General features: G+C 69.6%; 18 protein-coding genes. 8 read left to right on the forward strand and 10 right to left on the reverse strand.

The window, feature by feature from the left end; all coding sequences use genetic code 11:
• Window positions 1-31: 31 nt before the first annotated feature.
• Both EOE48_RS00260 and EOE48_RS00265 read left to right on the forward strand, forming a co-directional pair.
• Window positions 32-778, forward strand: a complete 747-nt coding sequence (locus tag EOE48_RS00260) for a hypothetical protein (RefSeq protein ID WP_127726772.1) — start codon at window positions 32-34, stop codon at window positions 776-778.
• Window positions 779-855: 77 nt separating this feature from the next.
• A complete protein-coding gene (locus EOE48_RS00265; RefSeq protein ID WP_127726773.1) occupies window positions 856-1209 on the forward strand; it encodes a hypothetical protein in 354 nt (117 codons plus the stop codon).
• A gap of 3 nt (window positions 1210-1212) precedes the next feature.
• Here the strand turns inward: EOE48_RS00265 and EOE48_RS00270 are convergent, their stop codons facing one another.
• Window positions 1213-2538, reverse strand: coding sequence for a flavin monoamine oxidase family protein (locus EOE48_RS00270; protein WP_127726774.1), 1326 nt, complete (start codon window positions 2536-2538; stop codon window positions 1213-1215).
• 196 nt (window positions 2539-2734) lie between these two features.
• On the opposite strand from EOE48_RS00270, the gene EOE48_RS00275 reads away from it, so the two are divergent.
• Genes EOE48_RS00275 through EOE48_RS00285 form a run of 3 tightly spaced genes read left to right on the forward strand, consistent with a single transcriptional unit; the run spans window position 2735 to window position 4278 of the window.
• Window positions 2735-3517, forward strand: coding sequence for an SDR family NAD(P)-dependent oxidoreductase (locus tag EOE48_RS00275; protein WP_127727182.1), 783 nt, complete (start codon window positions 2735-2737; stop codon window positions 3515-3517).
• A gap of 31 nt (window positions 3518-3548) precedes the next feature.
• Window positions 3549-3983: an acyl-CoA thioester hydrolase YciA gene (yciA, locus tag EOE48_RS00280; protein ID WP_127726775.1), complete on the forward strand. Its 435-nt coding sequence runs from the start codon at window positions 3549-3551 to the stop codon at window positions 3981-3983.
• Window positions 3984-3987: 4 nt separating this feature from the next.
• A complete protein-coding gene (locus tag EOE48_RS00285) occupies window positions 3988-4278 on the forward strand; it encodes a YkgJ family cysteine cluster protein (protein ID WP_127726776.1) in 291 nt (96 codons plus the stop codon).
• A gap of 340 nt (window positions 4279-4618) precedes the next feature.
• On the opposite strand, the gene EOE48_RS00290 is transcribed toward EOE48_RS00285, so the two are convergent.
• The 8 genes from EOE48_RS00290 to EOE48_RS00325 form a co-directional block, all read right to left on the reverse strand.
• Window positions 4619-4906, reverse strand: coding sequence for a formate dehydrogenase subunit delta (locus EOE48_RS00290; RefSeq protein WP_127726777.1), 288 nt, complete (start codon window positions 4904-4906; stop codon window positions 4619-4621).
• Window positions 4903-5745 carry a formate dehydrogenase accessory sulfurtransferase FdhD gene (gene fdhD, locus EOE48_RS00295; protein ID WP_246153876.1) on the reverse strand — a complete coding sequence of 281 codons (843 nt, stop codon included), beginning with the start codon at window positions 5743-5745 and terminating at the stop codon, window positions 4903-4905. Before fdhD ends, EOE48_RS00290 begins: the two co-directional genes overlap by 4 nt.
• On the reverse strand, window positions 5732-8590 hold the full coding sequence (gene fdhF / locus EOE48_RS00300) for a formate dehydrogenase subunit alpha (RefSeq protein WP_127726779.1): 2859 nt from the start codon (window positions 8588-8590) through the stop codon (window positions 5732-5734). The genes fdhD and fdhF overlap by 14 nt, the downstream gene beginning before the upstream one ends.
• 10 nt (window positions 8591-8600) lie before the next feature.
• Window positions 8601-10151 carry a formate dehydrogenase beta subunit gene (locus EOE48_RS00305; RefSeq protein WP_425463609.1) on the reverse strand — a complete coding sequence of 517 codons (1551 nt, stop codon included), beginning with the start codon at window positions 10149-10151 and terminating at the stop codon, window positions 8601-8603.
• 5 nt (window positions 10152-10156) lie between these two features.
• A complete protein-coding gene (locus tag EOE48_RS00310) occupies window positions 10157-10630 on the reverse strand; it encodes a formate dehydrogenase subunit gamma (RefSeq protein WP_127726781.1) in 474 nt (157 codons plus the stop codon).
• A gap of 180 nt (window positions 10631-10810) precedes the next feature.
• Window positions 10811-11272, reverse strand: coding sequence for a hypothetical protein (locus EOE48_RS00315; RefSeq protein ID WP_127726782.1), 462 nt, complete (start codon window positions 11270-11272; stop codon window positions 10811-10813).
• A 491-nt stretch (window positions 11273-11763) separates the two neighbouring features.
• The gene (locus EOE48_RS00320; protein ID WP_127726783.1) at window positions 11764-13113 is read right to left on the reverse strand and encodes an esterase-like activity of phytase family protein; all 1350 of its coding nucleotides are present in this window, start codon (window positions 13111-13113) and stop codon (window positions 11764-11766) included.
• A 68-nt stretch (window positions 13114-13181) separates the two neighbouring features.
• On the reverse strand, window positions 13182-14309 hold the full coding sequence (locus EOE48_RS00325) for a S1C family serine protease (protein ID WP_127726784.1): 1128 nt from the start codon (window positions 14307-14309) through the stop codon (window positions 13182-13184).
• Window positions 14310-14440: 131 nt separating this feature from the next.
• Between EOE48_RS00325 and EOE48_RS00330 the strand changes: the two genes are divergently transcribed.
• The 3 genes from EOE48_RS00330 to scpA all read left to right on the forward strand — a co-directional run bounded on the left by EOE48_RS00330 (window position 14441) and on the right by scpA (window position 18707).
• Window positions 14441-15931 carry a TIR domain-containing protein gene (locus EOE48_RS00330; protein WP_127726785.1) on the forward strand — a complete coding sequence of 497 codons (1491 nt, stop codon included), beginning with the start codon at window positions 14441-14443 and terminating at the stop codon, window positions 15929-15931.
• A 153-nt stretch (window positions 15932-16084) separates the two neighbouring features.
• On the forward strand, window positions 16085-16405 hold the full coding sequence (locus tag EOE48_RS00335) for a hypothetical protein (RefSeq protein ID WP_127726786.1): 321 nt from the start codon (window positions 16085-16087) through the stop codon (window positions 16403-16405).
• Between the two features lie 94 nt (window positions 16406-16499).
• Window positions 16500-18707, forward strand: a complete 2208-nt coding sequence (gene scpA / locus EOE48_RS00340; protein ID WP_127726787.1) for a methylmalonyl-CoA mutase — start codon at window positions 16500-16502, stop codon at window positions 18705-18707.
• A gap of 48 nt (window positions 18708-18755) precedes the next feature.
• Here the strand turns inward: scpA and EOE48_RS00345 are convergent, their stop codons facing one another.
• Entirely contained in the window at window positions 18756-19631 is an 876-nt protein-coding gene (locus EOE48_RS00345; RefSeq protein ID WP_127726788.1) for a tetratricopeptide repeat protein, read from the reverse strand.
• Between the last annotated feature and the right edge of the window lie 128 nt (window positions 19632-19759).

The following is a 19759-nucleotide window of genomic DNA, read 5'->3' on the forward strand; positions in this document are numbered from 1 at the left end:
GCTCCGCGTGGTGGGGCCGGCTGGGGGCAGGATGAGGCCAGAGGAGCGGGTCGGCCCGGAAGCGGCCGTCGTCCCGGCGACGAGACCGGGGCGGCGCTGGCTCGCCCTGCTGTGCGCGGCCGCGGCCGCTCTGCTCGCCGGTCCCGCCGTGGCGCAATCGGACCTCGAAGTCATCCCGGCCGACGCCAGCGCCCTGTCGAAGCCCTACCGCTCGACGATCCCGCAATTCCGCCGCCGCCCGCCGCCGCCCGCGCCGGTGCCGGCGGCTCCGGCCGAGCCCGCCCCGGCGGGCGCCGCCGAGGCCCCGTCCTGGCGCGATCCGCCGAACCCGGCGAGCGCGGCGGTTCCGGACGTCAAGGCGCCGCCCCGCTTCCTCGAACCCGACGAGCCGGAAGCCGAGGACCCGCCGCCGCCGCGCCGCGAGACGCCGCGGACGCGCCGCGCCGTGGCCGAGGACGAGGCGCCGGAGCCGGCACCGGCGCCGCGGCCGGCCTATATCGGCGTGTGGGGACCCAACGCCGCCGCCTGCGCCGCCCGCCGCTCGGCCCGCCGCGGCTTCATCCCGGCGGTGATCCAGGCGGGCTCGGCGGTGGCCGGGCCGACGACCTGCCGTTTCGGCGAGGTCCGGCGCGCCGGCGGCGCCTGGGTCACGGCCGCCGCCTGCCGCAATGCCGGGCGGCGCTGGACCTCGCATGTCCGCCTCGCGGTCGAGGGCAACCGCCTGACCTGGACCAGCGAGCGCGGCGCCACCTCGTACCTGCGCTGCGGCCGGCGCTGAGCCGTCTCCCGGAACCCGCGCGGCCCCCACGGCATTCGCCCTGGACGCGGCATCGCCTGCGGCGCGAGGAGGACGGCATGATCCTGACAGCCTGCGAGGGCCGCTTCTGGCAGTACGAGGTCGCCGAGCACGAGGACGGCTACGCCGTGCTGATGCGCGACCGCGACACCGGCGACCTCGACGCCGACGGGATCACCCTGTTCCGCACGATGCCGGTCGCCTTCGCGTATGCCGAGATGTCGGCGGCCTTCGACCGCTACGTCGCCGAGGAGGGGGACGAGGCCGGCGGCGAGACCGCGCGGCTGGTCGAGACCAGCGAGCGGACCTTCCTCGACCTCAGCGGCCGGCGGCACGACGGCGGCATCCCGGCCGCCGCGGCGGAGGCGTGGGCGCGCTGGGACGAGGACGGGCCGCGCCGGGCGCTGCACTGACGCTCAGGAATCGAGGCGGCGCAGGACCTCGGCGGCGGCCCGCTCGCCGTCGAGGGTGGCTCCGCCGACCGTCATCGCGCCGCCGCCGGCGGTGGCCTCGCCGGCGAAGTACAGCCGTCCTCCGACCGGCCGGCGCAGGGCGTCACGGGCGGCGAGGTGGCCCGGCCGGACCAGCGAGTAGCTGCCGCGCGACCACGGGTCGCTCCACCAGCCCGCGAGCCGGCCGCCGGTGACGGTGCGGCGGGCCTCGCCCCCGAGGGCGTCGGCGAGGTGGTCGGTCGCGGCCGCGACCGCAGCGGCCTCGCCGGCCGCGCACAGCTCGCGGGCGGCGTCGCCCCCGACATGCAGCACCGCGACCGGGCGGCCGAAGGGGCGGGTTTCCAGGTAGGCGGTGAGCCCGGCGCCCGGCCCGGAGCGCACCAGCACCGCGTCGTGCCACTCGCGCCCGGCGAGACGGCCGGGGTCGAGCGCGAGCGCGATCTTGGTGTAGGCGCCCATCCGCAGGCCGGCGACCGCCTCCGCGGTCGCGGCGGGAAGCGCGGGCGCGAACCGGATCGCGTCCGCGGCGAGGACGCCGACCGGCACCGTCACGATCGCCGCGAGGGCGGTGAGCGTGCCGCCGGACGTCGCGAGGGCGACCCCGGACCCGCTCCAGTCGATCGCCGTGACCGGCGCCGAGAGCCGCACCGGCAGCGCCGCGTGGCGGCGCGCCACCAGGGCCCCGTAGCCGTCGACCCAGATGTCGTCGCCGGCCCAGAGCCGGTCGTATTCCGCCGCCGAAACCCGGTCGGCCTCCTCGCCGAGGGACAGGCGGGCGAGGCCGGTCGCGGCCGCCGCGAGGGCGGGGTCGCCGGTGCCGGCGAGCGCCGCGAGGGACCGGTCGGGCCCGGCCGGATGATCGATGAGCCCCGACAGGCGCCCGAACGCTGCCCGGCGGCGCAGGCGGGCCTCGTCGGGCGCCGGGGCGCCGTCGAGGATCAGCCGCGGCCAGCCGGCGCCGTCGTCGCCGGTGCGGACCCCGTCGGCGGCGGCGATCGCCTTCCAGGGGTTGCGCTCGGCCCAGTGGATGTACTGGGCCCCGGCATCGAACGCGCTCGCCGGCCCGAGGGAGGCGTCGGTGAAGGCGCGCCCGCCGATCCGCGAGCGGGCCTCCAGGACCACCACGCTGTGGCCGCCGCGCCGGATCGCCTCGGCCGCCGCGAGCCCGGCGGCGCCGGCCCCGACGACCGCGACGTCGGTCTGCGCCGCCCGCGCGGCGCCGCGCAGGGCGACGAGGCCGGCCCCGGCCAGGGCCCCGCGGCGGAGCAGGCTGCGACGGCTGACGAGCATGAACGTCTCCCGCGACCGGTGACGCCCGTCACATCGGCGACGCGCCGCGGACGGCAAGACGACGCGGCAAAACACCACCGCGGGCTGCAATCCCTCCGGGTCGCGATTGGCGCTGGACTCCGGCGGCCGGCCTGGGGCAAGCGCAGCCACAACGGGGCGCGAGGCCCCGATCCCCGGGAGGATCGTCGTGACCCAGGTGCCCTCAACCCCCGCCCGCGTCGCCCTCGTCACCGGCGCCGCCCGCGGCATCGGGCTCGCGGCGGCGCGCCGCTTCCTCGCCGAGGGCTGGCGCGTCGCGCTGCTCGACATCGACGGCCCGGCGCAGGAGGCCGCCGCGGCCTCGCTCGACGAGGCCGAGCGCACCCTGGCGCTGACCTGCGACGTCGCCGACCCGGCGGCGGTCGCCGCGGCGGTGCGGGCGGTGGAGGCGCGCTTCGGCCGGCTCGACGCCCTCGTCAACAATGCCGGCACGGCGGTGTTCAAGCCGCTGCTCCAGACCAGCCACGCCGAGTGGTCGCGGGTCCTGGCGGTCAACCTCGACGGGCCGTTCCTGTGCAGCCAGGCGGCGGCCCCGGTGATGGCGCGCGGCGGCGGCGGCAGCATCGTCAACATCACGTCGATCTCGGGCCTGCGCGCCTCGACCCTGCGGGTCGCCTACGGCACCAGCAAGGCCGCGCTTGCCCACCTCACCCGCCAGCAGGCGGTGGAACTCGCCGGCCTCGGCATCCGCGCCAACGCCGTGGCGCCGGGCCCGGTCGAGACCGCGATGGCGAAGGCGGTGCACAGCCCGGCGATCCGGGCCGACTACCACGACGCGATCCCGCTCGCCCGCTACGGGCTCGAGGAGGAACTGGCGAACGCGATCTACTTCCTGAGCAGCCCGCAGGCGAGCTACATCACCGGACAGGTCCTCGCGGTCGACGGCGGGTTCGATGCCGCCGGCATCGGCCTGCCGACCCTGCGGCGCACCGAACCCTGAGGTCCGGACCAGCCTTTTTCGGGAGACGACGATGGCCGACACGACCGGGACGCAGGCCGAGGCCGACGAGGGCGCGCCGCGGGGCGACCTCACGGTTCGCACCATGGCGATGCCCGCCGACACCAACGCCAACGGCGACATCTTCGGCGGCTGGGTGATGTCGCAGATGGATCAGGCCGGCGGCATGGCCGGGGTCGAGCGGGCGCAGGGACGGGTGGTGACGGTCTCGGTCGAGGGGATGAGCTTCCTGCGGCCGGTGCGGGTCGGCGACGTGCTCTGCGTCTACACCCGGGTCACGAAGGTCGGCCGGACCTCGATGCGGATCGGGATCGAGGCCTGGGCGCGGCGCTTCCGCTCCCAACTGCGCGAGAAGGTCACGGACGGCACCTTCACCTTCGTGGCGATCGACGACGAGGGCCGGCCGCGGCCGATCCCGCCGATGCCGGCCGCCGCACCCGCGCCCTGACCCGATGTCGTCGCCGTGCCAGGCATGCGGCGCCTGCTGCGCCTACTCGGCCGACTGGCCGCGCTTCAGCACCGAGGACGACGCCGAGATCGCGCTGATCCCGGCGGCCTACGTCGACGACCCGGCCGGGCGGATGCGCTGCGACGGCGACCGCTGCTCGGCGCTCGCCGGCGAGGTCGGCCGCGCGGTGAGCTGCCGGGTCTATGCCGTGCGGCCGGAGGTGTGCCGGACCTGCGAGCCCGGCGACCCGGAATGCGAGATGGCCCGCCGCCGGTACGGGCTGCCGCCGCTGTGAGAGCCTGTTCGACTCTTGATCTAAAGAATGGACTCCCCTTTCCCGGACGACTGGAACGCAGTGGAAGGAGATCCGGGATCCAGCACAAGAAGTCGCGAAGCCTCCATATGCAGCGACAGTGCCGGCACACGGAGCCGCTTCGCGGCACATCTGACGTCTGGATCCCGGATCTCCTTCCGCTGACGCTTCAGTCGTGTAGGCCCATTCGGGCCGGGAAAGGGGTGCTTCACGCGGAAAATACCATCGACGGCCGCTCGAACCGGCTCTGACACGGTTTTCGGAACCGATCGTCCGAAAACCGTGTCAGAGGCCGCATGCGACCGGCGGCAGGTCCCCCGCCCTACCCGGCGTCGCTCGCTCCCATCCCGATCTCGTGCGGGTCGGTGGTCGCCGCGCGGATCGGGCTCTTCGCCTTCGGGATGATCGTGAGGGCGGTGAGCGCCAGGGGATCGAGGCCGTGATCCTCCTGGGTGCAGTAGGCGACGAGCTGGTCGCGCATCTTCGGGGTCCAGAACGCCACGATGTGCTTGTGGATGCCCGCCACCGCCTCGTCCTCGGGATAGGAGCGGAAGAAGGTGGCGATCTGGTTGGCCATGCGGACGAGCTTCTGGTTCGGGTCGGCGGTCATGACGGGTCCGGAGCGGTCGGGGCGTGGACGAGCCGGTCGCCGCCCTCGAACACCGTCACGGTGTCGTGGCGGGCGATGGCCGCGAGGGTGAGGCCGTGCAGGCGCGCGCGCGCGACGGCGAGCGAGGTCGGGGCGGAGATCGCGACGAGAATCGCCGCGCCGAAGCTCGCCGCCTTCTCGACCATCTCGAACGAGCACCGGCTGGTGATGACGAGGAAGCCGTCTTGCGGCCGGGTGCCGGCGCGTATCAGCGCGCCGATCAGCTTGTCGAGGGCGTTGTGGCGGCCGACATCCTCGCGCACGGCGGCGAGGGCCCCGTCGAGCCCGGCCCAGGCGGCGGCGTGGACCGCCCGCGTCTCGCGGTTGAGGCTCTGGGCGTCGCCGAGGGCGGCGAGCGCCCGCTCCACCGCCGCGAAGCTCACCCGCACCCCGTCCGCCGCCCGGCCTTGCGCCAGCGGCAGGTCGGCGAGGTCGTCGATGCCGCAGACGCCGCAGCCGGTGCGCCCGCTCATCGCGCGCTTGCGCGCCAGATGCTCGCGCAGGCGCCCGGGGGCGAGGTCGACGAGGAGGCGCAGGCCACCCTCGCCCTCCTCGATCGCGGCGCCGCGGATCTCGTCGGCGGCCTGGACGATCCCCTCGGTCAGGCTGAACCCGTAGGCGAAGTCCACGAGGTCGGCCGGCGTCGTCATCATCACGGCGTAGGGCACGCTGCCGTAGATCAGGTTGACCGGCGTCTCGACCGCGAGGGGGCGGCTGTCGTCCCGCCCCTCCGCGGCCTCCCAGGCGACGACCCGGGTCGGGACCCGGATCGCGGTCGCGCCGGCCTCATTCGGCGGCATCGAGCTGTTGCGCGATGCGGGTGAGGGAGATGTCTTCCTCATAGAACCGGGCCTGCCAATCGGACGGCCGGTTGGTACGCCGGACCTGCACCGCCGTCACCTTGTACTCGGGGCAGTTGGTGGCCCAGTCGGAATAGTCGGTGGTGATGACGTTGGCGCCGGTCTTGGCGTGGTGGAAGGTGGTGTAGACGACGCCCGGCTGCATCCGCTCGGTGACGCGGGCCTTCAGCGCGATGTCGCCAGACCGGCTCTCCAGGGCGACGAGGTCGCCGTCGACGATGCCGCGGGTCTCGGCGTCGAACGGGTGGATCTCCAGCACGTCCTCCTCGTGCCAGCGCGAATTGTGGGTGCGCCGGGTCTGCGCCCCGACATTGTACTGCGACAGGATCCGCCCCGTGGTGAGGATCAGCGGGAACTTGCGGGTCGTGCGCTCGTCGGTGGGCACGAACTCGGTGATCATGAACTTGCCCAGTCCCCGCACGAAGCGGTCGACATGCATCATCGGGGTGCCGAGCGGCGCCTTGTCGTTGCACGGCCATTGGATCGAGCCGAGTTCCTCTAGCTTGGCGTAGGACACGCCCGAGAAGCTCGGGGTGAGCCGGGCGATCTCGTCCATGATCTGCGACGGATGGGTGTAGTCCATCGGATAGCCGAGCGCGTTGGCGAGCAGCATCGTGCCCTCCCAGTCGCCGTAGCCGCCGAGCGGCGCCATCACCTTGCGCACGCGGCTGATCCGCCGCTCGGCATTGGTGAAGGTGCCGTCCTTCTCCAGGAACGAGGCGCCGGGCAGGAAGACGTGGGCGTACTTGGCGGTCTCGTTGAGGAAGATGTCCTGGACGACGATGCACTCCATCGCCTTGAGGCCGGCGGTGACGTGGTGGGTGTCGGGGTCGGACTGGGCGATGTCCTCGCCCTGGATGTAGAGGCCCTTGAAGGTGCCGGCGACGGCCTCGTCGAGCATGTTGGTGATGCGCAGGCCCGGCTCGGCCGAGAGGGTCGCGCCCCACAGCGACTCGAAGGTCTCGCGGGTGGCGTCGTCCGAGACGTGGCGGTAGCCGGTCAGCTCGTGCGGGAACGAGCCCATGTCGCACGAGCCCTGGACGTTGTTCTGGCCGCGGAGCGGGTTCACGCCGGCGCCGGGCTTGCCGATGTTGCCGGTGGCCATGGCGATGTTCGCCATGCCCATCACCATGGTCGAGCCCTGGCTGTGCTCGGTGACGCCGAGCCCGTAATAGATCGCCGCGGCGCCCCCGGTGGCGTAGAGCCGGGCGGCGGCGCGCAGCTCGGCGGCGTCGACCCCGATCATCTCGGCGACCTCCTCCGGCGCGTGGCGCCGGTCGGCGACGAAGCGGGCCCAGACCTCGAAATCGACGAGGTCGCAGCGGTCGCGGACATAGGCCTCGTCCACGAGGCCCTCGGTCACGATGACGTGCGCCATCGCGTTGATGAAGGCGACGTTGGAGCCGGGCTTCAGCGGCAGGTGGTGATCGGCCCTGATGTGGGGCGACTTGACGAGGTCGATCTTGCGCGGGTCGGCGACGATGAGCCGGGCGCCCTGGCGCAGGCGCTTCTTCATCCGCGAGCCGAAGACCGGGTGGCCGTCGGTCGGGTTGGCGCCGATCACCAGGATCACGTCGGCATCGGCCACCGAGGCGAAGTCCTGGGTGCCGGCCGAGGTGCCGAGCGTCGTCATCAGCCCGTAGCCGGTCGGCGAATGGCAGACCCGGGCGCAGGTATCGACGTTGTTGTTGCCGAAAGCCGCGCGGACCAGCTTCTGGACGAGGTAGGCCTCCTCGTTGGTGCAGCGCGACGAGGTGATGCCGCCGATCGCGTCGCGGCCGTACCGCGCCTGGATGCGCTTGAACTCCGACGCCGCGCGGTCGATCGCCTCGGCCCAGGTCACCTCGCGCCACGGATCCGTGATCCTGTCCCGGATCATCGGCTTGGTGATGCGGTCCTTGTGGGTGGCGTAGCCGTAGGCGAAGCGGCCCTTGACGCAGGAATGCCCCTCGTTGGCCTTCCCGCCCTTGTAGGGCACCATCCGCACCACGCGCTCGCCCTGCATCTCGGCCTTGAACGCGCAGCCGACGCCGCAATAGGCGCAGGTCGTGACCGCCGAGTGCTCCGGCTGACCCATCGCGATCACCGACTTCTCGGTCAGGGTCGCGGTCGGGCAGGCCTGCACGCAGGCGCCGCAGGACACGCACTCGGAGTCCATGAAGTTGGTCGGGCCCGACGCCACCCGCGAATCGAAGCCGCGCCCGGCGATGGTCAGCGCGAAGGTGCCCTGCACCTCCTCGCAGGCCCGCACACAGCGATTGCAGACGATGCACTTGGCCGGATCGTAGGTGAAGTAGGGGTTCGACTCGTCCTTGGGCAGGTATCGGTCCGAGGTCTTGTGGACGTGGTTCTCGCCCTCGCCGTAGCGCACCTCGCGCAGGCCGACGGCGCCGGCCATGTCCTGCAACTCGCAATCGCCGTTGGCGGCGCAGGTGAGGCAGTCGAGCGGGTGGTCGGAGATGTAGAGCTCCATCACGCCCTTGCGCAGGCGGTGGAGCTTGTCCGACTGGGTGTGGACCACCATGCCGTCCTCGGCCGGCGTGGTGCACGAGGCCGGCGTGCCGCGCCGCCCGTCGATCTCGACGAGGCAGAGCCGGCACGAGCCGAACGGTTCGAGGGAATCGGTGGCGCAGAGCTTCGGGATCTGCGTGCCGGCGTGCATCGCCGCCGCCATCACCGAGGTGCCGGCGGGCACCGTGACGCTCTGGCCGTCGATCGTCAGCGTCACCGTCTTGTCGGCGACGCGGATCGGGGTGCCGTAGTCGATTTCCTTGATGAGGGCCATCGACGCCTCCTCACTCGGCCGCGAGCGGCAACGGCCGGCTGCGGTCGAAATCCTCGGGGAAGTGGGTGATCGCGCTCATGACCGGCACCGGCGTCAGGCCGCCCATGGCGCAGAGCGAGCCGTCGGTCATGACCTCGCAGAGGTCGGCGACCAGGGCGAGATTGGCCTGCGCGTCCTCGCCCGCGATGACCCGGTCCATGGTCTCGCGCCCGCGCACCGCGCCGATGCGGCAGGGGGTGCACTTGCCGCACGATTCGATGGCGCAGAATTCGAAGGCGAAGCGGGCCTGGCGCGCCATGTCGACGGTGTCGTCGAACACCACGATGCCGCCGTGGCCGACCAGCCCCTTCTTGGCCGCGAAGGCCTCGTAGTCGAGCGGCGTGTCGAGGAGCGCGTCGGGGAAATAGGCCCCGAGCGGCCCGCCGACCTGCACCGCCCGCACCGGCCGGCCCGACGCGGTGCCGAGCCCGAACTCCTCGATCACCTCCCGCACCGTGATGCCGAAGGCGAGTTCGATCAGGCCGCCCTGCCGGACGTTGCCGGCGAGCTGGATCGGCAGGGTGCCCAGCGACCGGCCCATGCCGTAATCGGCATAGGCCTGTCCGCCATGCTCCAGGATCCACGGCACGGCGGCGAAGGACAGAACGTTGTTGACCAGCGTCGGCTTGCCGAACAGGCCCTTCAGCGCCGGGATCGGAGGCTTGGCCCGCACGATGCCGCGCCGGCCCTCCAGGCTCTCCAGCAGCGAGGTCTCCTCGCCGCAGATATAGGCGCCGGCTCCGAGCCGGACTTCGAGATGGAAGCTCCTGCCGGAGCCCAGGATGTCGGCGCCGAGCACGCCCGCCCGCTCGCCGGCCGCGATCGCCGCCTTCAGGGTCTCGTAGGCCTGGGGATATTCCGAGCGGAGATAGATGTAGCCCCGGGTGGCGCCGGTCGCGACCGCCGCGATGGTCATGCCCTCGATGAGGGTGAAGGGGTCGCCCTCCATCAGCATCCGGTCGGCGAAGGTGCCGGAATCGCCCTCGTCGGCGTTGCAGACCACGTATTTCTGGTCGGCTTCCGCCAGCATCACGGTGTTCCACTTGATGCCGGTCGGGAAGCCGGCACCGCCGCGGCCGCGCAGGCCCGACGCCTTCACGGCATCCACCACGGCGACGGGTTCGACCGCCAGCGCCCTTTCCAGCCCGCGATAGCCGCCATGCGCCCGGTAATCCTCGACCGAGACCGGATCGACGATGCCGCAGCGGCCGAAGGTGAGGCGCTGCTGGCGCGCGAGGTAGGGGTGCTCCTCCGGCCGGCCGATGCGCAGCCGGTGGGCGCCGCCCTCGGCGAGCCCGGCATCGAACAGCGACTCGACGTCGCCCGGCCGCACCGGCCCGTAGGCGATGCGGCCCTCCGGCGTCGCCACCTCGACCAGCGGCTCCAGCCACAGCATGCCGCGCGAGCCGGTACGCACGATGCGGATGTCGAGCCCGCGGGTCTCGGCGCTGCGGGCGACGGCAGCCGCGACCCGGTCGGCACCGAGGCCGAGCGCCACCGCGTCGCGGGGGATGAAGACCATGACGCTCACGACAGCCGCTCCGTCACCACCGCCTGCAGGGTGTCGGCATCGAGCCGGGCGAGCGGCTGGCCGTCGATCAGCGCCGCCGGGCCGCAGGCGCACAGGCCGAGGCAGAAGACCGGCTCGACCGTCACCGCGCCGTCGCGGGTGGTCCCGTGCCAGTCGACACCGAGCCGGGACAGGATCTCGTCGTGGAGCGCGTCCGCGCCCATCGCCTGACAGGCCTCTGCCCGGCACAGCTTGACGGTGCGCCGCCCGGCCGGCGCGGACCGGAAGTCGTGATAGAAGGTGATGCAGCCGTGGACCTCGGCCCGCGACAGGTTGAGCGCGTCGGCGATCAGCGGCACCGCTTCGGCGTCGACGTAACCGAACGTCTCCTGCAGCGCGTGGAGGATCGGCAGGGTCGCCCCCTCCCGCTGCGTGTGCTCGGCGATGATCCCGGCCGCCCGCGGGGCGTTCCAGGGCTCATGTGTCGGCATCGTTCCCAACCCGAAATCGTTGTCGTTCTAAGGTGGAGGGTGGGCGTCGACGCCCCGGGAATCAATCGCGCGGTTCGGTGGAGCGACAGGGAATTTTTGTTGAACGGGCCTGCTGCACTGCGAAGAAGCTGGATGAAATCGGGGTGTGGAGCGTGGCGGTTCAGGGTGAACGCTGCTGCCCTACTCTTCGCCGATCAGGCGGCACTCGATCGGGATCGGCCGAGCCGCGGCCTCGCGCAGGGTGCCCTCGAAGATGCCGCAATCGAGGACGTTGAGCGGACCGCCGTCGCGACCGGAATAGACGTTGACCAGCACCATCCGCTGGCCGGCCATCAGCGGATCGATCCCGTCCGGCCGGTAGCCGTCGCCGACGAGCCGGGCCCGGGCGGAATCCGAGCGGATCGGCACGGTCTCGCGCCCGAGCGCGATCTCGCCCTCCGGCAGGGTGCGGGCGATCCGGTGCGGCGGCCGGAAGCTGTAGAAGGCGGTGACCTGGACCGGGTCGCGGCTGCGGTTGAGCCGGTCGGCGGCCTTGGGCGACAGAGTCACGGTGACGAGGATCGGCAGGAACGGATCGCCGATGGCGGTCGCGTGGGCCGGGCCCGTGGCGGCGAGCAGGGCCGAGAGGAGGATCCGGCGCATCGGGGGGCGTCTCCGGCGCCGGGTGCGGCGCAGGCGGACGGCGTACCGCATCGGCGGATAAGACGAGGTTGAGCGGCGGGGCGCGATTGCGGGGGTATTGTTCGGATCCCGGCAGGGTTGCCATCCCGGAAAACGGGATCTCCGCTCGCACGATGTAATAGGGACGCTTTCCCTTTCCCGGACGACTGGAGCGTCAGCGGAAGGAGATCCGGGAACGAGCACGAGGAGTCGCGAAGCGTCCGTCCTCGGCAACGGTGCCGGCGGACTGCGCCGCTTTGCGGCACTTCCTGTGCTGGATCCCGGGTCGCATTCCGCTGGCGCTGCATGCGCGCAGGTCCGGAACGGACCCGGAAAGGGGGGGCCTGGTGCACAGATCGGCGCGGTTCCGCCGATACTGAGTAGGGGGCCGGCTCCGATCGAGCCGGCCCCTCTCGCATCGAGCAGGCGACCTTCCGAACATTTCCCGTGCGGAGACGCCGAGAGGCCCCCGCCTACTTCGCCTTCAGGAACTCCGCCACCTCCAGCAGCACGAACTCGTTGTCGTCGACCGTGTGCGGGTCGCGGCTGGCCGAAAACGGTAGGTTGTTGTCGTTGCCGACGACGATGTGGCGGTCGTCGACGATGTCGACGTTCTCGATGGTGAAGAACGGGAAGGTCAGCACGCCTTCGGTGAGGGGTTTTCTCGCCTTCTTGGCCGGGTCGGCGATCCGCATGAGATCGATGGAGCCGATCTTGCGCACCGGGCCGCCCTGGTTGGCGTCGGTCATCTCGACCTTGTAGACGCGCTTGAACGTCGCCGGCGTCGAGAAGCAGTCGGGACGCTTCTCTCCCGCAGGGCAGGCCTTGCCGGCATCGCCCTCGCCGTCGTCACGCTCGATGACGAGCCCGGTCGTGGCGTCGATGAGGTTGAAGTCGCCGATGGCGTTGCCGTTGGCCTCGAGCGGGTAGGTCCAGAACCGGCCGGTCCAGTCCTGCTTCGCGGTGTCGAACTCGAGGATGCGCAGCACCTCGCGGCCGTCGCGCTTCTCCCAGTCCTTGGCCTCGGCGTTCCACAGCGGGCCTTCGAGCAGGGCGTAGAGGCGGCTGCCGTCCGGCGAGGCGGCCATGCCCTCGAAGCCCTTCGAGCGGCGGGCGTTGAAGCTGACGGTGCCGGTCGGCGTCGCCGGAGTCGTCACCGCCATGTGGTCGGGCGAGCGCACCGGCTTGCCCTCGGCCCTGGTCTCGACCACCGACTCGACCTTGCCGGTGCGGTCGATGCGCACGAGGTAGGGGCCGAATTCCTCGCCGATCCAGAACCCGTCGCCGACCGGCTGGAGGCTCTCGGGATCGAGGTCGCTGCCGGTGAGGTAGCGCGACGCGGTGCCCTCGTTGGCGATGCGGAACGGCACCTTCCTGTCGGGATCGCGCAGGAATACCGTCTCCAGGCGCTCGACGCCGCCCTTGTCGAAGTCGATCCGGTAGCGGTTGAGGTAGAGCATCGCGTCGGGCGAGTTCGCCTTGGCGCCGAAGCCGTTGTCGGTCAGGACCCAGAAGGTGCCGTCGGGCATCCGCTTGATGCCGGAGTGGCCCTGGAGCGGCTGGCCCTTGAGCGGCAGCTTCAGCGAGGTCGGCCGGCCCATCGACTGCGCCTCGACGGTGCCGACCGCCGCCACCCGGCGCCCGGTGGTGAACTTGCCGGGGTTGGCGAGGTCGGCCGGGGCGTCCTCGGGAGCGGCGACGTAGGTCTCGGCCGGCAGGATCGCGTGGCCGGCAAGGACCGCCGGGTAGCTCTGCGGCTCGGCGAGGGCGGCGGAGGCCGCCGAGAGCAGGAGGGCGGCGGCGAGCAGGGAGCGTCTGGGCATCGGGGCCTCGCGTGAAGGGCGGCGCCCTTCTGCGCGGGCCGCGTGTCAGACGGGTGACAATACAACCGTCAGCGCCGGGTCGTCCCGAGATCGGCGGTGGTGAGCGGCAGGGTGCGGATGCGGCCGTCGCGCTCGACCTGCAACTGGACCTGCTGGCCGAGACCGGCCGCCTCGACCGCCCGGGTCAGGTCGGCGAGCCGGCTCACCGGCTGTCCGTTGACGCCGACGATGACGTCACCGAGTTCGCCGGTCTGGGGATCGACGCCGCGCAGCCCCGCTGCCGCCGCCGGGGAGCCCGGCACGACGCGCACCACCACGACGCCGTCGATGCCGAGCCGCGCCGTCGCTTCCTCGCGCGCCGCCACGATGCCGATGCCCGGGCTCGGCGTGCGGCCGGTGCGGATCAGTTCCGGCACCACCCGGTTCACCACGTCCACCGGCACCGCGAAGCCGATGCCGGCGCTGGCGCCGGACGGCGAGAAGATCGCGGTGTTGACCCCGATCACCCGACCGGCGGAGTCGAGCAGAGGGCCGCCGGAATTGCCCGGATTGATCGCCGCGTCGGTCTGGATCACGCCCGAGAGCTCGCGCCCTTCCGCGGTCGGCAGCCGGCGCTGGAGGGCGCTGATGACGCCGGTGGTGAGGGTGTGGTCGAGGCCGAACGGGTTGCCGATGGCGTAGGCGAACTGCCCGACCTTGAGGTCGCCGGAGGTGCCGATGGCGATCGGCGGCGGGGGGTTCGCGGTGCGCCCGAGCCGCAGCACCGCAAGGTCGTAATTCGGCGCGGTGCCGACGAGGGTCGCGGGCACGACCTCACCGGTGGAGAGCCGCACCGCGATCTCGGTCCCGCCCTGGATGACGTGGTTATTGGTGACGACGTGGCCGGCGGCGTCCCAGACGAAGCCGGTGCCGGTCTGGTCGCCACTGCCGCCCTGCGACTGCTCCTCGCCGCTATAGGGGTCGAACCGCGCCGTCGTCCGGTTGCGGTTGCGCGCGAAGACGTGGACGACCGACGGCGCCGCGCGCTCGAACAGCGCGACCGTCGAGGCCTCGGCCGGCGCGAGGTCGCCGCGCGGGGTCACCGCCCGGGGCTCGTCGGCGGAGAACAGCAGCGCGGTCAGGTAGGGCTGGGCCACGAAGGCGGCGAGCAGGCCGAGGGCGGCGAACAGGGCGACCCGCACGAAGCGATCGGGCAACGGGCGAACTCCAAAATCGATCGCTCCGAAAATAGCCCTTCAAAAATCTCAGGACAGACCCAGGAGAGCATCTTTTTTTTCAAAGCGCATATGGTAGCAATGAGAGACCTAGATAAGCTGAGCGATAAATTATGACGACCTATCTACAGAATGTCTTTGTTAAAAATGGAGTTCCGACATTTACGTTCGTTGAGCCAGTGGAGTTTGATAGTATTGTTGTAAATTTAAGAACTCCTGGCCGTCCGATGATTATCGAAGGACCGTCTGGAATTGGAAAAACAACCGCTGTACTCAAGGCAATCGAAAAATCTGGCTATAGCGCGGGATTCACAAAACTTTCCGCGAGAAGATTAGATGATATTGAGTATATAGAGCTAATACCAGAACTTGCCGGTACTGGTGCAATTATCGTGGACGATTTTCATAAATTTTCGTCTGACATCAGACGAAAAATCGCGGATCACGCAAAATACCTAGCTGACACTCAAGCGGAAAACAGTAAAATCATACTAATTGGCATAAATGACGCCGGTAGGGGGCTAATCGAGTTTGCGAGCGATTTAGCCAATCGTGTTGATATTATTAGATTCGAAAAAAATCCAGACACAAAGCTACTGGAATTGCTCAAAAAAGGTGAAGAAGCGCTAAATATTACTCTCAATATAAAGGACGACATTGTAAAAGAAGCCAGCGGTGGATTTTATATTGCGCAGATGTTGGCGTTTGAGGCTTGCTTGATCGCCAAGATTCTTGAAAGACCTGCCTCTCCTATCATAACTGAAGTAAGCTTCGAGAATGTAAAAGCTGAGGTTTGGGAGAGGCTGAAAAATACATTTTATCCAATCTGCAGAAAATTCTCGCGAGGGGCAAAATTCAAGAGTACTGGATTGGCTGCGTATCTGAATGTGTTGCATTGGCTTTCTACTGAGGGACCGTGGTCGCTCGATATCAAGGAGGCAGTACTGAGACATCCCGAATTGAAAGGCAGTGTTAATCAAATTGTTGAGAAGAAACATCTTGCAAAATTTTTGTCCGCTGATAGCGAACTCTCTACTGTCTTCAATTACGATGACGACGCAGCGCGCTTGGTTGTCGATGACCCGCAATTTGTATTCTTTATAAGAAATATCTCATGGAGCAAACTTGCAAAAGATATCGGATATAGAGGTAAATCTTTCAATAAAAAATACGACTTTGCGCTATCTTTCGCAGGAAGCCAGCGAGAGCATGCAAAATCTTTGTTCGATAAGTTAACAGCCGCAGGCTATAAAGTTTTTTACGATAAAAATGAAACTTACCGAATGCTGGCCGCCGATGTTGAGGGGTATCTTGCTCCGATCTATCAATCTGATGCTAGATATGTAATATGCCTCCTCAGTAAAGAGTACCCCACAAGGATCTGGGCAAAATTCGAGAGCGAGGCATTTTCAGAACGCTTTAGCAAGAACGAGGTGATACCTATAATGATCGACGGGTACCAGCCGGATTTTACTTCAACGAATTGGAAAAAAGCTCATTTGTCTCTCTCACAAGGTTGCGAATTTGATAAAAATATTACTGAAATAGTAGATATACTGGATCATCGCGCCCAGTTAGATCTTTCAAATGAGGGTCACGATTGAAAATAAAGATCAATGGTCCTCAATTTTATAGCTGTAGGTTGTTTTGGCACTTACGAGGTTAGATCGTACAGTTTTGCACTCCCGATCAGAATGGATTGCTATTGCTGATCAAAGGGACCATGCTGGAAGGAGTCCCTCCTGCCCAGGTCGTCCATGCTCCGCAAGCCGCACCGCGTCCTCGCCGCCCTCTTCGCCCCCTGCCTTGTCGCGCTCCTGTCCGCCACGGCCGACGCCTCGCCCCGGCAGCGGCGGATCGAGGCGTGCAGCCAGGCCCGCAGCGACGGCGAGCGGCAGGAGCGCGGCTGCTGGCGGCTGCGGCACGAGACCGGTGCGGGCTTCGCGGTCCATGGCGGAGCACCGGTGGCTGGGTTCTACGCCGACGCGCCCGCCGACCGGGAGAGCGCCGAATCCCGGGCGGCCCAGCGGCGCCGGGACTGGACACGGGCCAGGGCGCTGGCCGGGGCGCAGCCCTGACCACGGCCGCGGGCGGGTTGATCCTTGATCCCATGGCCTCGGACGGTGGCGCGGCCTATACTGGGTCGAACGCCATCAACGAGAGCCCGAGGCCATGATCCGCGATACGGAGACCCGCGACACGGAGACCCGCCGCCCGGCCAGCCGGATCCCGAACTTCTCGGGGATCGCGTTCGCGCCGACGCCGTCCGCCGCGGCCTCTCCGGCCGCGGGCGAGCCGTGGATGACGCCGGAGGGCATCCCGGTGAAGCCGGCCTACGGCCCGGGCGACCGCGACGGCCTCGACTTCCTCGACACCTATCCGGGCATGGCGCCGTTCCTGCGCGGCCCCTACCCGACGATGTACGTCACCCAGCCCTGGACGATCCGGCAATATGCCGGCTTCTCTACGGCGGAGGATTCCAACGCCTTCTACCGCCGCAACCTCGCGGCGGGTCAGAAGGGCCTGTCGGTCGCCTTCGACCTCGCCACCCACCGCGGCTACGATTCCGACCACCCGCGGGTCTCGGGCGACGTCGGGATGGCGGGCGTCGCGATCGACTCGATCTACGACATGCGCACGCTGTTCGCGGGCATCCCCCTCGACCAGATGACCGTGTCGATGACGATGAACGGCGCGGTGCTGCCGATCCTCGCGCTCTACATCGTCGCGGCCGAGGAGCAGGGCGTGCCGCCGGGCAAGCTCGCCGGCACGATCCAGAACGACATCCTCAAGGAGTTCATGGTCCGCAACACCTACATCTACCCGCCGGCCGGGTCGATGCGGATCATCTCCGACATCTTCTCCTACACCTCGGCCCACATGCCGAAGTTCAACTCGATCTCGATCTCCGGCTATCACATGCAGGAGGCCGGAGCGACGCAGGATCTCGAACTCGCCTACACGCTGGCCGACGGCGTCGAGTACATCCGGGCCGGGCTCGCGGCCGGGCTGACCATCGACCAGTTCGCCCCGCGCCTGTCGTTCTTCTGGGCGATCGGGATGAACTTCTTCATGGAGGTGGCCAAGATGCGGGCGGCGCGCCTGCTCTGGGCCAAGCTCGTCAAGGAGTTCGAGCCGAAATCCCAGAAGTCGCTGGCGCTGCGGACCCACTCGCAGACGAGCGGCTGGTCGCTCACCGCCCAGGACGTGTTCAACAACGTGACGCGCACCTGCGTCGAGGCGATGGCGGCGACGCAAGGGGGCACCCAGTCGCTGCACACCAACGCGCTGGACGAGGCGCTGGCGCTGCCGACCGACTTCTCGGCCCGCATCGCCCGCAACACCCAGCTCTTCCTGCAGCAGGAGAGCGGCACGACGCGGATCATCGATCCGTGGGGCGGCTCGTACTACGTCGAGCGGCTGACCGCCGACCTCGCCGCCCGCGCCTGGGAGCACATCCGCGAGGTCGAGGCGCTCGGCGGCATGGCCAAGGCGATCGAGGCCGGCATCCCGAAGCTGCGCATCGAGGAGGCCGCCGCCCGCACCCAGGCGCGGATCGATTCCGGCCAGCAGACCATCGTCGGCGTCAACAAGTTCAAGCCCGACGGCGACCGGGCGATCGACCTCCTGCGGGTCGACAACGGCAACGTCCGCTCGCTCCAGATCGACAAGCTCAAGCGCCTGCGCGCCGAGCGCGACGAGGCGGCGGTGGCGGCGGGGCTCGAGGCGCTGACCCGGGCGGCGGGCGGGGGCGGCAACCTGCTGGCGCTGGCCGTCGAGGCGGCGCGGGCCAAGGCGACGATCGGCGAGATCTCGGAGGCGCTGGAGCGGGCCTGGGGCCGGCACCGGGCCGAGATCCGCTCGATCTCGGGCGTCTACAAGCGGGAGATGGGCGGCATGTCGGGGGCGGTCGAGCGGGTGCGCGGTCTGGTCGAGGCGTTCGAGGAGGCGGACGGGCGCCGCCCCCGCATCCTCGTCGCCAAGATGGGCCAGGACGGGCACGACCGCGGCCAGAAGGTGATCGCGTCCGCGTTCGCGGATCTCGGCTTCGACGTCGATATCGGCCCGCTCTTCGCCACCCCCGAGGAAGCGGCGCGGCAGGCGGTGGAGAACGACGTCCACATCGTCGGGGTGTCGTCGCTCGCCGCCGGCCACCTGACGCTGGTGCCGGAACTCAAGCGGGCGCTGACCGAGGCGGGCCGGCCCGACGTGATGATCGTGGTCGGCGGCGTGATCCCGCCCGGCGACTTCGACGCCCTGAAGGCGGCCGGCGCCTCGGCGATCTTCCCGCCCGGCACCGTCATCGCCGAGGCGGCGGTGACGCTGATCGCCGAACTCAACGACCGCCTCGGCTACGCGCCGCGGCAGGCGGCGGAGTAGACCCAGGCCCGCGGGCGGCGACCGGCCGCCCGCGCACGGGCTGCTGCGCTACCGGAACAGCGAGGCCATGCCGCCCTGGCCGCGGCCGAGGCCCTGCTTGGCGACGGCGTTGTTCGGGTCGATCGCCACCGCGCGCTGGTAGCTCTCGACCGCCTCCTGGCGGCGGTTGCTCTTCTCGTAGGCGAGGCCGCGGTAGGCCCAGGAATCGGCGTCCTTGTTGTTGACGTTGAGCGCGGCGTTGTAGTCCTCGATCGCCTTGTCGAACTGGTTGGTGGCGATGAGGCTCTGGCCGCGGGCGGCGTAGGGCGCGCTCACGAACGGGTTGCGGTCGATGGCGGCGTCGAAGTCGCCGATCGCGGCGCGGTGCTGCCCCTGCGCCTGCCGCACGAGGCCGCGGGCGTGGTAGGCCTCGGCCGATTCCGGCGTCAGGCGGATCGCCTGGCTCAGGTCGGCGTAGGCGGCCTCGAAGTTGCCCTGGGCGCGCTGGAGGTTGGCGCGGCCGATATAGGCGGCGCCGTAGTTCGGGTCGACGTTGATCGCCCGCGAGAAATCCTGGAGCGCGGCGTCGTTGCGGCCGGACTGGCGGTAGGCCAGGGCGCGGTTGCTCAGGGCCGAGGCGGAGTTCGGGTCGAGCTGGATCGCCTTGGTGAAGTCGGCGATCGCATCGGTGTAGGCGCCGGCGCGGGCATAGGCGGCGCCGCGGGTGTTGTAGGCGGCGGCATCGCTCGGGTTGCGCGCGATGACGTCCGACAGCGAGGCGATGTTGGTCTCGGTGGCGCCGGACTTGTCGGCCGCCTCCAGCACCGCGAATTGCCGCGTCGAGGTGGCACGGCTGACGGTGTCGCAGCCGGCGAGCGCCAGCGCCGTCAACGCCGTCGCGCCGAGCATCCGCGCCGCACGGCTGTGGCCGATCACAGAGTTCATCGCCCGATCCCCCGGAGGCGGCCGGTCCTGCCGCTCACCCCTCGTCGTTCCAGTCGCTCGTCACGGCCTCACGGCCGGTGACGAAGCCCGCGCGGCCGGCCCGGGCCGCGCGAGGTTCCGTGGCGGAA

The sequence above is a fragment of the Methylobacterium oryzihabitans genome (assembly GCF_004004555.2).
Taxonomy (GTDB): domain Bacteria; phylum Pseudomonadota; class Alphaproteobacteria; order Rhizobiales; family Beijerinckiaceae; genus Methylobacterium; species Methylobacterium oryzihabitans.

Coding starts and splice junctions, on each gene's coding strand:
- EOE48_RS00260 (WP_127726772.1), top strand. CDS start 32: ATGAGGCCAGAGGAGCGGGTCGGCCCGGAAGCGGCCGTCGTCCCGGCG.
- EOE48_RS00265 (WP_127726773.1), top strand. CDS start 856: ATGATCCTGACAGCCTGCGAGGGCCGCTTCTGGCAGTACGAGGTCGCC.
- EOE48_RS00270 (WP_127726774.1), bottom strand. CDS start 2,538: ATGCTCGTCAGCCGTCGCAGCCTGCTCCGCCGCGGGGCCCTGGCCGGG.
- yciA (WP_127726775.1), top strand. CDS start 3,549: ATGGCCGACACGACCGGGACGCAGGCCGAGGCCGACGAGGGCGCGCCG.
- EOE48_RS00285 (WP_127726776.1), top strand. CDS start 3,988: ATGTCGTCGCCGTGCCAGGCATGCGGCGCCTGCTGCGCCTACTCGGCC.
- EOE48_RS00290 (WP_127726777.1), bottom strand. CDS start 4,906: ATGACCGCCGACCCGAACCAGAAGCTCGTCCGCATGGCCAACCAGATC.
- fdhD (WP_246153876.1), bottom strand. CDS start 5,745: ATGCCGCCGAATGAGGCCGGCGCGACCGCGATCCGGGTCCCGACCCGG.
- fdhF (WP_127726779.1), bottom strand. CDS start 8,590: ATGGCCCTCATCAAGGAAATCGACTACGGCACCCCGATCCGCGTCGCC.
- EOE48_RS00305 (WP_425463609.1), bottom strand. CDS start 10,151: ATGGTCTTCATCCCCCGCGACGCGGTGGCGCTCGGCCTCGGTGCCGAC.
- EOE48_RS00310 (WP_127726781.1), bottom strand. CDS start 10,630: ATGCCGACACATGAGCCCTGGAACGCCCCGCGGGCGGCCGGGATCATC.
- EOE48_RS00315 (WP_127726782.1), bottom strand. CDS start 11,272: ATGCGCCGGATCCTCCTCTCGGCCCTGCTCGCCGCCACGGGCCCGGCC.
- EOE48_RS00320 (WP_127726783.1), bottom strand. CDS start 13,113: ATGCCCAGACGCTCCCTGCTCGCCGCCGCCCTCCTGCTCTCGGCGGCC.
- EOE48_RS00330 (WP_127726785.1), top strand. CDS start 14,441: ATGACGACCTATCTACAGAATGTCTTTGTTAAAAATGGAGTTCCGACA.
- EOE48_RS00335 (WP_127726786.1), top strand. CDS start 16,085: ATGCTCCGCAAGCCGCACCGCGTCCTCGCCGCCCTCTTCGCCCCCTGC.
- scpA (WP_127726787.1), top strand. CDS start 16,500: ATGATCCGCGATACGGAGACCCGCGACACGGAGACCCGCCGCCCGGCC.
- EOE48_RS00345 (WP_127726788.1), bottom strand. CDS start 19,631: ATGAACTCTGTGATCGGCCACAGCCGTGCGGCGCGGATGCTCGGCGCG.